12 protein-coding genes are annotated in these 13,065 nt (G+C 64.3%); 7 read left to right on the plus strand and 5 right to left on the minus strand.

Annotation, left to right across the window (positions count from 1 at the left end):
* Positions 1-18: 18 nt before the first annotated feature.
* Entirely contained in the window at positions 19-1,026 is a 1,008-nt protein-coding gene (locus tag CVS48_RS25905) for a tripartite tricarboxylate transporter substrate binding protein (RefSeq protein ID WP_100856957.1), read from the plus strand.
* A gap of 107 nt (positions 1,027-1,133) precedes the next feature.
* On the opposite strand, the gene CVS48_RS25910 is transcribed toward CVS48_RS25905, so the two are convergent.
* The 5 genes from CVS48_RS25910 to CVS48_RS25930 all read right to left on the minus strand — a co-directional run bounded on the left by CVS48_RS25910 (position 1,134) and on the right by CVS48_RS25930 (position 6,898).
* Positions 1,134-1,508 carry a tautomerase family protein gene (locus CVS48_RS25910; protein ID WP_100856958.1) on the minus strand — a complete coding sequence of 125 codons (375 nt, stop codon included), beginning with the start codon at positions 1,506-1,508 and terminating at the stop codon, positions 1,134-1,136.
* A 171-nt stretch (positions 1,509-1,679) separates the two neighbouring features.
* Positions 1,680-2,930 (minus strand): quaternary amine ABC transporter ATP-binding protein, encoded by a 1,251-nt coding sequence (locus CVS48_RS25915; RefSeq protein ID WP_100856959.1) that lies wholly within the window; start codon positions 2,928-2,930, stop codon positions 1,680-1,682.
* Positions 2,927-3,784 carry an ABC transporter permease gene (locus tag CVS48_RS25920; RefSeq protein WP_100856960.1) on the minus strand — a complete coding sequence of 286 codons (858 nt, stop codon included), beginning with the start codon at positions 3,782-3,784 and terminating at the stop codon, positions 2,927-2,929. Before CVS48_RS25920 ends, CVS48_RS25915 begins: the two co-directional genes overlap by 4 nt.
* Before the next feature lie 319 nt (positions 3,785-4,103).
* The gene (locus CVS48_RS25925; protein ID WP_100856961.1) at positions 4,104-5,105 is read right to left on the minus strand and encodes an ABC transporter substrate-binding protein; all 1,002 of its coding nucleotides are present in this window, start codon (positions 5,103-5,105) and stop codon (positions 4,104-4,106) included.
* 506 nt (positions 5,106-5,611) lie between these two features.
* On the minus strand, positions 5,612-6,898 hold the full coding sequence (locus tag CVS48_RS25930; protein ID WP_100856962.1) for a class I SAM-dependent methyltransferase: 1,287 nt from the start codon (positions 6,896-6,898) through the stop codon (positions 5,612-5,614).
* Between the two features lie 207 nt (positions 6,899-7,105).
* Between CVS48_RS25930 and CVS48_RS25935 the strand changes: the two genes are divergently transcribed.
* From CVS48_RS25935 to CVS48_RS25960, 6 genes are all read left to right on the plus strand, one after another.
* Positions 7,106-8,260 carry a Bcr/CflA family multidrug efflux MFS transporter gene (locus CVS48_RS25935; protein ID WP_100856963.1) on the plus strand — a complete coding sequence of 385 codons (1,155 nt, stop codon included), beginning with the start codon at positions 7,106-7,108 and terminating at the stop codon, positions 8,258-8,260.
* A 327-nt stretch (positions 8,261-8,587) separates the two neighbouring features.
* Positions 8,588-8,824, plus strand: a complete 237-nt coding sequence (gene rpmB / locus CVS48_RS25940; protein ID WP_050447723.1) for a 50S ribosomal protein L28 — start codon at positions 8,588-8,590, stop codon at positions 8,822-8,824.
* Between the two features lie 37 nt (positions 8,825-8,861).
* On the plus strand, positions 8,862-9,029 hold the full coding sequence (gene rpmG / locus CVS48_RS25945) for a 50S ribosomal protein L33 (protein WP_003810296.1): 168 nt from the start codon (positions 8,862-8,864) through the stop codon (positions 9,027-9,029).
* Between the two features lie 153 nt (positions 9,030-9,182).
* Positions 9,183-10,412: an ABC transporter substrate-binding protein gene (locus CVS48_RS25950; RefSeq protein WP_100856964.1), complete on the plus strand. Its 1,230-nt coding sequence runs from the start codon at positions 9,183-9,185 to the stop codon at positions 10,410-10,412.
* Positions 10,412-12,289: an ABC transporter permease gene (locus tag CVS48_RS25955; RefSeq protein WP_100856965.1), complete on the plus strand. Its 1,878-nt coding sequence runs from the start codon at positions 10,412-10,414 to the stop codon at positions 12,287-12,289. The genes CVS48_RS25950 and CVS48_RS25955 overlap by 1 nt, the downstream gene beginning before the upstream one ends.
* The gene (locus tag CVS48_RS25960) at positions 12,286-13,044 is read left to right on the plus strand and encodes an ABC transporter ATP-binding protein (protein WP_100856966.1); all 759 of its coding nucleotides are present in this window, start codon (positions 12,286-12,288) and stop codon (positions 13,042-13,044) included. The genes CVS48_RS25955 and CVS48_RS25960 overlap by 4 nt, the downstream gene beginning before the upstream one ends.
* Positions 13,045-13,065 lie beyond the last annotated feature (21 nt).

Below are 13,065 nucleotides of genomic sequence, written 5' to 3' on the forward strand. Positions count from 1 at the left end.
ATCAGGACGGAGACAACCATGACGGATCATCCTTGCAGCATCGCCTTGCCCAGACGCCGCAGCCTGCTCAAGTTGGGGCTTGGGTTGGGGCTTGCCCTGCCCACCGCGCTGGCGCTCAGCCCGGCCGCGCGCGCGGCCACCTTTCCGACGCGGCCCATTACCTTGATCGTGCCCTTTCCCGCCGGCGGCGCCACCGATACGCAAATGCGCGCGCTGGCGGTGGCGGCCTCGCGCGAACTGGGCCAGAGCGTGGTCATTGCCAACCGGCCAGGCGCGGGCGGCACGCTGGGGCCGGCCGCCATGGCGCACAGCGCCGCGCCGGACGGCTACACGGTGTCGGTGGTGGTGGGCACGCTGTTTCGCTACCCGTTCCTGCAACAGGTGAACTACGACCCCGTGCAGGACTTCACTTACATCGCCTGCATGACGGCGTATTCCTACGGCATCGTGGTGCGCCAGGATGCGCCCTGGAAGACGCTGGACGAACTGATCGCCCATGCGCGTGCCCATCCGGAGAAGATCAGCTACGGCGCCACGGGCGCGGGCGGGTCGGGCCGCATTGCCATCGAACGCCTGTCCAGGCTGACCGGCACGACGTTCAATTTCATTCCGTACAAGGGCGCGGCGGAAGAAACCACGGCGCTATTGGGCGGCCACATCCAGATGGTGGCGGACGCGGGCTGGGGCCCGATGATCGACACGGGACGCGCGCGCCTGTTGGCCATCATCGGCGATGCGCGCGCCAAGCGCGTGCCCGAGGTGCCCACCATGACCGAACTGGGTTACCCCATCGTGGCGACCAACCCCGTGGGCATCGCCGGCCCCAAGGGCATGGACCCGAAGACGGTGGCCGTGCTGCAAAAGGCCTTCCACCGCGCGGCACGCGACCCCGAGTACAACCGCGCCCTGGAAACGGCGGACCAGCCGCACATGCTGATGGACAGCGCGGCCTATACGGAATTCGCCGTCAGGCAAGTGGCGGAGGAAAAGCGCTTCGTGGCGGAACTGGGGCTGAAGACGCAGTAGCGCGCGGGGGATGTTGCCGCGCGACAGCGCTACTGCGCTGCCGCGCTGTTGCGCTGTTGCGCGCGAGCGTGCTGCGTGGCTGCTTGGCGGGTGGCTGGGTGGCTACCTTAGCGGCCGGCTGCCTTGGCGCTGATGCCGTTGGCCACGCCCATGTCCACCTTGGGCACGTCGCGGATCAGCACCCGCACGTCGTCGCCCGAGATGTCGATACTGGTGCACACGGCCTGGTTCAGCGCGGCGATGAGCGCGGCCTTCTTGGCTTCGTCGCGCCCTTCAATCAGCGCCACGTCCACCCGCACCATGCGCTTGCCGATCTCACCCGCCACGATCACATTTTCGGCGGGCACTTCCTGCAACACGATACGCACGCTGGGCAGCGGCGCGGCAATGCTTTCAACCACCGCGTTGGACGCGGCCGTGAGCAAGGCGGCCTTCTGGGCGGCCGAATGGCCTTGCAGGATCTGGACATTCAAAATGGGCATGGCGCTTTCCGATTATGCGAATGGGGATCGCCGGGCTTGTGACCGGCCAGCCATCATAAAACGACTTTGCCCGCGTGCAAGCGATTGCACGCGGGCAAAGTTCAAGCGTCGGACGCTGCCGGAAACAGGCAGCGCCACGGGTAGCACGCCATGAGCGGCGCGCCCCGTTGATCAGGCCGCTTCGCCCCGATGCTCGGGAGCGGGTTGGCCTTCAAGTTCGGCGGTGGCCGGTTCCGGCGTGGTTTCCGCAAGCGCCGGGGTCACCAGCTCCACGACCTTCTTGCGCGACAGCATGCCCAGGAATTCGTCGTCCTCGCCTGTGACGGCCACCGGCTGGTCGCTATGCACCAACTGCGCCAGCACTTCGCCCAGGCCCGCCGTGGCGGGCACCGAGGCCAGGTCTTCAACAAAGCGCGACACGTCGCGCGCGCCTTCCTGGATGGCTTGCTCGGCCGCCTTCGCGGTCAACACACCGGCCAGGCGCTTGCCGTCCAGCACCGGCGCGTATTCGTAGTCCATGGCGCGCATGCGGTCCAGCGCGTGCGCCGGACGCGAACGCATCGTGAGGGTCAGGCGCGCCGGGTTCACGGCGTGCGTGGCGTTGAGCACCTTGGTGCGGTTCACGTCTTGCAGGAACGACTGCACGTAATCGTTGGCCGGGTTCAACAGAATGTCTTCCGGCGTGCCTTCCTGCACCAGTTCGCCGTCCTTCAGGATGGCGATCCGGTTGCCCAGGCGCAGCGCTTCGTCCAGATCGTGCGTGATGAACACGATGGTCTTGTTCAGCTTGGCCTGCAATTGCAGCAACTGGTCTTGCATTTCGCGGCGGATAAGCGGGTCCAGCGCCGAGAACGCTTCGTCCATCAGCAGGATTTCGGCATCGGTGGCCAGCGCGCGCGCCAGGCCCACGCGCTGCTGCATGCCGCCGGACAGTTGGTGCGGATACTGGTTTTCGAAACCGGCCAGGCCCACTTGTTCCAGCCAGTCGCGCGCCCGCTTTTCGCGTTCGGCGCGGCCCACGCCCTGCACGGTCAGGCCGTAGGCGGCGTTGTCCAGCACGGTGCGGTGCGGAAACAGGCCAAAGCGCTGGAACACCATGCTCATCTTCTTTTGACGGAAGACTTCAAGGTCGCGCTTGTTCAGGCTGACGACATCCACGCCATCGACCAGAATATGGCCGGCGCTGGGCTCGATCAGGCGGTTGAAGTGGCGGATCAAGGTCGACTTGCCGGAGCCCGACAGCCCCATGATGACGTAGATGCTGCCTTCTTCAATCGACAGGCTGATGTCGCGCAGGCCCAGCGTGTGGCCGCTTTCGGCCAGCAGTTGTTCCTTGCTCATGCCGCCCTGGGCGGCTTCCAGCCACTTCTTCGGATGCGATCCAAAGACCTTGTAGATGTTCTTGACTTCGATCTTGCTCATCGCTGGCCTCCCATGCGCATGCGCTGTCCATACGATTGCGTGATCCGGTCGAACAGCACGGCCAGCACCACGATACCCAGGCCCGCCAACAGGCCACGCCCCACTTCCAGGCGGTTGATGCCCAGCAACACTTCATAGCCCAGGCCGCGCGCGCCGATCATCGAGGCGATCACCACCATGGACAGCGCCATCATCGTCGTCTGGTTGATGCCCGCCATGATGTTGGGCAGCGCCAGCGGCAACTGCACGCCAAAGAGCTGCTGGCGCGGGTTGGCGCCAAAGGCGCGCGACGCTTCCAGCACTTCGCGGTCAACCAGGCGGATGCCCAGGTCGGTCAGGCGGATCAGCGGCGGCACGGCGTAGATCACGGTGGCGATGATGGCGGGAATCTTGCCCAGGCCAAACAGCATCACGACCGGAATCAGGTACACGAAGCTGGGCATGGTCTGCATCACGTCCAGCACCGGCAGCATGATGGAACGCAGCCAGTTTACGCGGGCCATCAGCACGCCCAGCGGAATGCCGATCAGCACCGACAGGCCAGCGGCCATGATCATCAGCGCCAAGGTCTGCATGCCGGCGTCCCACAGGCCCAGCACGCCGATCATGCACAGCAGCGCGCCCATGGCCAGGCTCAGGCCGATGCGGCGGCTGACGCCCCAGGCGATCGCCACGGTAACGCCAACCACGGCCCACCAGGGCGAACTGCGCAGCAATTGCTCCAACCACACCAGAGCGTGCAGCACCGGCTGAGACAGAGTCTCTAGCGTGTCGGCGTAGTTGGTGACCAGGTGATCGACGAACCCGTCGATCGCCGCCCTGACCTGGCGGGCGGGAATAATTTCAGGAAACATAGTTTCGACTCCATTCTTGGGCGCTTTCCGGCGGCAGGGGCCGCCACGCATTCCGGATTCCGGATGGGCACGCGGCCAGAGGGCTTTCTTGACGAAAGCAGGCTGCATGCGGTGCAACGCCTATTGCTGGCGGCCGGGCGCAAGCGCCCTGCCAGCGGCCATCTCAGGGGAAAAGACCCTGGGCTCAGTCGCCGTGGGGTGTTTTCCCTTAAGGGCTTTTCCTTAAAGACTATTTACCTGGCGGTGTCCCGGCCTGCCGACGCTGTCGGCAAACCGGGCCGGCCCGCGCCATGACGGCGCGCGGCCGATACCGGATACGTTACAGCGCGCTCTGGACGCGAGTGGCGACCTCGGCGGGAACCCACTTGGTCCAGACGTCGGGCTTGTTCTTCAGGAACCACTTGGCCACGGCGTTGGAGTCATCGCCGGACTCTTCCATGTGGGCCAGGGTCTCGTTGATGACCGGCAGCGGCACCGATACCTTGGACAGGAACGCGGTCAGCGTCGGCGCTTCTTCCGAGAACTTGGTGTTCACGGCGGTGAAGACGGGGTTGTCGGGGTAGGCGCTGGGTTCGGGATTGGCGCACTTGGTCGACGTCAGGCACTTGTGCTTTTCGGCGTCATAGGGCGGCATATCCAACTTGACCAGGTCCATCGCGCCAACCAGCGGCGTGGGCGACCAGTAGTAGAAAACCACGTTCTGCTTGCGCTTGTAGGCCGACATCAGCGCGGCTTTCTGCGCGGCGCCCGTGCCGGGCGAGTACAGCGTGTAGGTGTCGTCCAGCTTCAAGGCGTGGAACAGGTTGTTGCTGGTGACTTCGCAACCCCAGCCCGCCGGGCAGCCATAGAAACGGCCCTTGCCGGGCTCTTCCGGGTCCTTGAATTCGTCCTTGAACTTCGGCAAGTCGGCGGCGGACTTCAGTTCGGGCAGGCGTTCCGCCGTGTAGCGCGGGATGTACCAGCCTTCGGCGCCCATGTAGAGGTCGCCAATGCGCTTGACCTTGCCGGTCTTTTGCGCGCGATCCCAGGGGTCGGCGACGCTGTTCAGCCAGATCTCGGTATTGATATCCAGGTCGCCGCGCTCAAGCGCGGCCAAGGCGGGCAGGGTTTCCGTCGGCAGGGTTTCGGTTTTGCAACCGTAGCCCTTTTCCATGATGAAACGTTCGACATCAACCAGAACCAGGTTGGATTCCCAGTTCATGGCGCCGAAATTGACCGGGCGCTTGATCTCGCATTCGGGGGCGTCAGCGGCTTGGGCCACGCCAGCAAAGGCAAACATGACGGCCGCGGCGGCCAGGGTCTTGACAGGGGTAAAACGCATTGGCTTTTTGCCTCCATAGGTTCAAGGACACACGCCAGGCCTGGCCTGGAAGTGCCGTGGAGCTAAGGGGGTTGTGCGGAAGACGGGCAGAACCGCCAATACAAACCGACACTAGCGACAAGAGGAACCGCAAAGGCGCGGATTCTTGCAAGACAGGAGTTTCAAAAACACGATTTTTGAAAACCCACAGAAATTGAACAAAACTGAACGAAGAAGGCAGCATCTTAAACGAAATTGCTGCGCACCCCAACCCCAGGGCTGAAGTGAACCGATACATTTCGGTCGAGAAATATCCGGGATTACCCTGAAACTTCCGAGATGAAACCGTGAATTCCCCTGGGGAATATTGGTTTCAAATGCCAGATGCATTCAGTAAATATTTTTCTCGTATTAGTACATTCCAGGGGTTTCAGACCGGCCAAAAATCGAAATCGGGCCACCTTGAATACATGCCGCCCGTCAAATTTCATCAAATATTCAGCGAATATTCAGTTTATATTCAGGAGTTATTCAGTTTTTGGGGCCCCGGGCGCCCCGCCGTCCGCGTACATGTAGTCGCGCCGCCACGGGTAAGACAAATCCGACGCGTTATCCAGTTCGTCCGGCCTTCCCACGGCAGGCGTCTGGCCCAGGATCTGGTGCAGGGCAATCCAGCCGTGCTCGAACGCCATGGCGCAGCCCGCCAGGTACAAGCGATACGCGCGCAAGGACCGCGCGCCCTGGTCGCCGCTCAGTATTTGCGCCGCTTCGGGCAGGCGGGCTTCCAATGCGTCACTCCAGGCCCACAGCGTGCGCGCGTAATGCGGCCGCAGGTTTTCAACGTCCACCTCTTCCAGCCCGCCGTTGGTCATGGCCTGCATGACCACGCTGATATGCGTCAATTCGCCGCCGGGGAAGATGTATTTTTCAATGAATTCGCCCATGCCGTTGCCCAGCTCGGGGTTGTAGACGCCCGCCGCCGTAATGCCATGGTTCATGATCAGCCCGCCCGGTTTAAGCAGGCGGCGCAGCTTGGCGAAGTAGCCTTCCAACTGTGCCCGGCCCACATGCTCGAACATGCCCACCGAGGCAATCTTGTCGTAGGGCATGGACTCATCGAGCTTGCGGTAATCCAGCAGTTCCATGCGAACCCGCCCGGCCAGGCCCTTTTCCTGGATCAGCTTCGTCACGTGCGCGTGCTGGTTGCGCGACAGCGTGATGCCGGTGGCATCCACGCCATAGTGCTCGGCGGCCCACAGCAGCAGGCCGCCCCAACCCGCGCCCACATCCAGAAAGCGCTCGCCTGCGCGCAGGCGCAGCTTGCGGCAAATGAGATCAAGCTTGGCTTCCTGGGCTTGTGCCAGCGTCATGTCCGGCGTGCGGAAGTACGCGCAGGAATAGACCCGGCGCGGGTCCAGCCACAGCGCGTAGAAATCGTCGGACAGGTCGTAATGGAACTCGATCTGCTTGGCATCGCGCTCTATGGAGTGACGCCACACCGACATCACGCGGCGCACCAATTCGGTCAGCCACCCGCTGCGCGCCGCCTCCACCGGCGAGCCCGGCAACAACGCCGATGCCGCCGCCATCACGTCGCGCATATTGCCTTCGATATCGATGCGCCCTTCCACGTAGTCCTGCCCCAGCACGCCCACGCCGCCTTCGGCCAGATGGACAAGCGCCGCCTTGTCATGCGTTACGAAGCGCACGCGCGGGTCAGGCGGCCCCAGCACCGCGCCATCAGGCAGCACCAGTTGGACGGGCACAGGCAGGGCTTCAAGTTTGCGTTGCACGACAGACAGCAAAGGATTCACGGTTTCTCCTCTGAACATGAGCGGGTCGTCGGCGACTTTATCGGATAGTTCCCGACATTTTGCTGTAAGGCGGCCCGTGATACAGTCGCTGGCTTGGCGCACGGCTGGCGGGTAACTGTCGGCGCGCCCTGTCCCCTGCGTTTTACCGCGATCACCATGTCCCCATCATCTGTTTCCCGTAGCGGCCTGCCCGGCTGGCTCATCCTCATGGGCGCGCTGACTGCGATCGGCCCGTTCGCCATCGACATGTATCTGCCCGCATTCCCGACCATTGCGGCGAATCTGGGCGTGTCCCGAGGCGATGTCGAACGCACGCTGGCCGCCTACCTGATCGGCCTGGCGCTGGCGCAGGTGTTCTATGGGCCGATGGCCGACCGCTTTGGCCGCAAGCCGCCGCTGATGGTCGGCCTGGCGCTTTTCATGGTGGCCTCGTTGGGGTGTGCGCTGTCCAGCTCCGTTGAAGCGTTGACCGGCTGGCGCGTGGTGCAAGCCATGGGCGGCGCGGCGGGCATCGTGATCCCACGGGCGGTCATCCGCGACCACTATGAAACCCATGAAGCGGCGCGCGCCATGTCGCTGCTGATGCTGATCATGGGCCTGGCTCCCATCCTGGCGCCGTTGCTGGGCGGGCAATTGCTGGCCATTACGTCCTGGCGCAGCCTGTTCTGGATCATGCTGGCTGGCGGCGCGATGCTGATGTTCGCCGTGGCCAAGATCATGAAGGAATCCCTGGTGCCCGAGCGCGTCGTGCCGCTGCGCTGGAGCACCATCCTGCGCAACTACCGTGATCTGTTCGCGCATCGCGGCTTCATGGCGCACAGCCTGGCAGGCGGATTCGGCCAGGCCGGTATGTTCGCCTACATCATTGGTTCGCCGCGCGTGTTTATCGAACTGTATGGTGTGGCGCCCCAGTATTACGGCCTGCTGTTCGGCACCAACGCGCTGTCGCTCATCATTTGCTCGCAAATCAGCGCCCGCCTGCTGCGCACCTACACGCCTCGCCAGTTGCAGCGCAAGGCGCTGATCTCGCTGGCCACGGCCAGCCTGGTGGCGGTGGCCCTGACATTGGCCGGTTGGATGACGCTGCCTCTCTTGATGGTGTGCCTGATCGGCTACATGGGCAGCCAGGGCTTCGTGAACCCGAACTCGGCGGCGCTGGCGCTGTCGGAGCAAGGCAAGCGCCTGGGCGCGGCGTCCGCCTTATTGGGGACACTGCAATTGTCCTGCGGCGCACTGGCCGGATTCGCCGTCAGCGCCTGGCAAACGGATAGCGCCCTGCCCCTGACCACCACCCTGGCGACCTGCGCCTGCCTGTCGTGGATTTCGGGGCGTGTCGCGCAAACGCACACCGCGCAAGCTTGACCGCTTGATCTGCAAGCAATATTCGTATTAGAATCTTGGTCTTCACATGAAGTTTCCCGTGCGGGACTACTATGCTTTGTAGTTCAGCACTCTGACCCCAACCGCGCATTTCGGTACTTTGGTAGATACCTCAAGTACAAGGCGGATGGCAGGCAGCGGGTATAAGCACGGGGCAGGTTTCACTTGCCCCTCATCCACTAAGACTGGGTGGCCGGCAACGCAGCGCAACACAACGCGCACCAAATGCGAAATACAAGCCGGCGGCTAAAACCCTGTCTACCTCCCCCCAAGCGATGCGCGACAAGAACGACATAAAGAGGTGCATCCATGGCACGCGTATGCCAAGTGACCGGCAAAGGCCCGATGGTGGGCAACAATGTTTCGCACGCGAACAACAAGACCAAGCGTCGCTTCCTGCCGAACCTGCAATCGCGCCGGTTCTGGGTTGAAAGCGAAAACCGCTGGGTTCGCCTGCGTGTTTCGGCTAAGGCCATCCGCACGATCGACAAGAACGGCATCGAAGCCGTGCTGGCCGAAATGCGTGCCCGCGGCGAAATGGCCTAATCGGCCTCCCCGCCAATCTACATACTAGGAGCACGACATGGCCAAAGGTATCCGCGAAAAGATCAAGCTCGAGTCGACTGCCGGCACGGGTCATTTCTACACGACCACCAAGAACAAGCGCAACATGCCCGAGAAGATGCTGATCAAGAAATTTGATCCGGTCGCTCGCAAGCACGTTGACTACAAGGAAACCAAGCTGAAGTAATTCAGCCGGTTTCTGGTGAGTCGAAAAAGGCCCTGCCGCAACGCAGGGCCTTTTTCATTGCAGGATCATAAAAGAGCATGTTTCAATTGGCCGCTACCGGCTGCGCGCCGCGCGCCTGGCCCCGCTTGAAACCCCTACGCCTGCGATACCGCCATGCTCCCCTCCTGCCTTACTTTGCTGCGCCGCGCGCTTGCGCCCGCACTCCTGGCCCTGGCGCTGACGCCTGTCGGCGTTGCCGTCGCCAAGGACAAGGAACCGCCGATACGCATCGGCGAAATCAACAGCTACAAGGCCATTCCCGCCTTCCTGGGCCCCTACAAGAAGGGTTGGCAGTTGGCGGTGGAACAGGTCAATGCCGAAGGCGGCGTGCTGGGCAGGAAGCTGGAAGTCATCTCGCGCGACGACAACGGCAACCCGGGCGATTCGGTACGCGCCGCGCAAGAGCTGATTGCCCGCGAGAAAGTGGAACTGCTGTTCGGCGGTTTCCTCTCCAACACCGGCCTGGCGCTGACCGACTTCGCCAAACAGCAAAAGGTGTTCTTCCTGGCCGCCGAGCCGCTTACCGACAAGATCACCTGGCAAGAGGGCAACCGGTACACCTACCGCTTGCGCCCCTCCACCTGGATGCACGTGGCGGCGCTTGCGCCCAAGGCGCTGGCCTTGCGCAAGAAGCGTTGGGCCATCGTCTACCCCAATTACGAATACGGGCAATCCGCCGTGGCCACCTTCAAGGCCATGATGAAGTCGTTCCAGTCCGATGTGGAATTCGTGGCCGAGCAGGCCGTGCCGCTGGGCAAGGTGGACGCCGGCGCGGTGGTGCAGGCCTTGGCCGACGCCAAGCCCGACGCCATTTTCAACGTGCTGTTCGCCGCCGACCTGACCCGATTTGTCCGTGAAGGCAATACCCGTGGCCTGTTCGAAAACATGCCCGTCGTGTCCGTGCTGTCGGGCGAGCCGGAATACCTGGAACCGCTGGGCGCCGACACCCCCACCGGCTGGATCGTGACCGGCTACCCCTGGTATGCCATCGACACGCCCGCCAACACCGCCTTCGTCGAGGCCTACAAGAAGCGCTACAACGAAACGCCCAAAGTGGGGTCCGTGGTGGGCTATGCGTCACTGATGTCCATCGCCCAGGGCTTGAAAGCCGCCGGCGCCGTGGACACCGAGAAACTGGTGGACGCCTTTGCCGGCCTGAAGGTGGACACGCCCTACGGCCAGATCCAATACCGCAAGATCGACCATCAATCGACGATGGGCGTCTACGTTGGGGTGACGGCCGTGGAAGACGGCAAGGGCATCATGAAAGACTTCGCTTATATCGACGGCGCCCGCCTGCAACCGCCGGATGAGCAAGTGCGCAAGATGCGTCCCGCGCACTGATGAGCCTGTCGGGGCTGCTCTCGCAGCTGCTTAACGGCCTGGCGGACGCCAGCGCCTTGTTCCTGGTGTCCGCGGGTCTGTCGCTGATTTTCGGCGTGACCCGCGTGGTGAATTTCGCCCACGGCTCGTTCTACATGCTGGGCGTCTACCTGGCCTGGACCTTCACCACCTGGTTCGGCGACGGCCCCGCGTATTGGGCGGGCCTGTTGCTGGCCGCGCTGGCCACCGGCCTGATCGGCGCCGCGGCCGAATGGCTGGTGCTCAAGCGCCTGTACCGGGCGCCCGAACTGTTCCAGTTGCTGGCCACCTTTGCGCTCGTGCTTATCATCGGCGACGCCGCGTTGGCCATCTGGGGACCCGAGGATTTATTCGCCGCGCGCGCCCCCGGCCTGTCCGGCGCGGTCCAGATCCTGGGCCGCCGCTTTCCGCAATACGACCTGCTGTTGATCGCCGCCGGACCCATCGTACTGGGCCTGTTGTGGCTGCTCTTGATGCGCACGCGCTGGGGCCGCCTGCTGCGCGCCGCGGCGGAAAACCGCAGCATGCTGGCCGCACTCGGCGTGAACCAGGCCTGGCTTTTCACCTCCGCCTTTACCTTGGGCGCGTTCCTGGCCGGGCTGGGCGGCGCGCTTGCCGCCCCCCGTGTCCCCGCCACCTTGGGGCTGGACCTGGAGATCATCGCCAGCGCGTTCGTGGTGGTGGTGGTGGGCGGCCTGGGGTCGATACCCGGCGCCTTCCTGGCGGCGCTGCTGATCTGTTCCGTCAAGGCCGTGTTCGTCTTCCTGGGGCAAGTGCACATCGGCCCCTGGGTGTTCAACCTGTCGAAACTGACCCTGTTGGCCGAGTTTGCCGTGATGGCGGTGGTGCTGGTGGTGCGCCCCTGGGGCTTGCTGGGCAAAGCGCCCGCCCCAAGCTCCCACGCCAGCGCGCCCGAACGCCCCATTGCCCCGGCCGGCCGCCGCCTGCGGCTGGCCTATGGTCTGCTGCTGCTTCTGCTGGCGCTGGTGCCCGTCGCAACGTTGCAGTGGCCGTATCTGGGCATCTTGATGACCGAGATCCTCATTGCCGCGCTGTTCGCGGCCAGCCTGCACTTTTTGACCGGCTTGGCGGGCATGACCTCTTTTGGCCACGCCGCCTGGTTTGGCCTGGGCGCATACGGCGCGGCGCTGCTGCTCAAGCTGGCGGCCGTGCCCATGGAAGCCGCCCTGTTGCTAGGCCCCTTCGCCGCTGCGTTCGGCGCGCTGCTGTTCGGCTGGTTCTGCGTGCGCCTGTCCGGCGTGTATCTGGCCATGCTGACGCTGGCCGTTGCGCAAATACTCTGGGCGCTTGCTTACCAATGGGATGAGGTCACGGGCGGCAGCAATGGCCTGATCGGGCTGTGGCCCTCGCCGTGGCTGACGCAAGGACCTTGGTTCTATTACCTGACGCTGGCCGTGTGCGCGGCGGGCATCCTCTGGCTGCGCCGCCTGGCTTTTTCACCGCTGGGTTATACGCTGCGCGGCGTGCGCGATTCGCCCTTGCGCGCCGAGGCGCTGGGCATGGAGGCCCGGCGCGTACAGTGGGCAGGGTTTGTCGCGGCGTCCTTCGCCGCGGGCATGGCGGGGTCGCTCTATGCATTTTCCAAAGGCAGCATCGCGCCCGACGTGATGGCGGTAAGCCGCTCGGTTGACGGGCTGATGATGGTCTTGCTGGGTGGTTTGCAGACGCTGGCGGGGCCGCTGGTGGGCGCGGCCGCCTACACCTGGCTGCAAGACACCGCCGCGCGCAGCACCGAGTACTGGCACGCCGTGCTGGGCCTGGCCATCCTGGCGCTGGTCATGCTCTTTCCGGACGGTTTGGCGGGCGCGGCCGCGCGGCTACGTGGGAGGCGCGCATGACGACTACCGGCGCCCTGCTGCAAGTGGAAGGCTTGCGCAAATCCTTCGGCGGAATCGACGCACTGGCGGGCGTGTCCTTCACGCTTGAAGCGGGCCGGATGCTGGCCTTGATCGGCCCAAACGGCGCGGGCAAGTCCACCTGCTTCAACGTGCTGGGCGGCCAGCTACGGCCTGACGCCGGATCCGTGCGGCTGGATGGCCGAGAACTGGTGGGCCTGTCGGCCGGCAAGATCTGCCGGCTAGGCGTGGGCCGCACCTTTCAGACCGCCGCCACGTTCCGGTCGATGACGGTGCGCGAAAACGTGCAGACGGCACTGCTGGCGCGCGACCGCCTGCTGTTTCGCCCCTGGCGCCGCGCCGACCAGCACGCCGCCGACGAAGCCATGGCCTTGTTGTCGCAAGTACAAATGGCGGACAAGGGCGAGTCGCCCTGCGGCACCCTGGCCTATGGCGACGTCAAGCGGGTGGAGCTTGCCATGGCGCTGGCCCACCAGCCGCGCCTGCTGTTGATGGACGAGCCCACGGCCGGCATGGCCACCAACGAACGGCACGCACTGATGCGGCTGACGCGCCAGTTGGCCGACACCCAGCGCATCGCCGTGCTGTTCACGGAACACAGCCTGGACGTGGTGTTCAAGCACGCCGACCACATCGCGGTACTGGTGCGCGGCGCGCTGCTGGCCGAAGGCGCCCCCGCCGTCATCGCGGCGGACGAACGGGTGCGCGCCGCCTATCTGGGCACCGAAGCGCCCTGAAACCCGTGCGGCAATGCGGCG

Source organism: Achromobacter spanius, assembly GCF_002812705.1.
Lineage (GTDB): Bacteria > Pseudomonadota > Gammaproteobacteria > Burkholderiales > Burkholderiaceae_B > Achromobacter > Achromobacter spanius.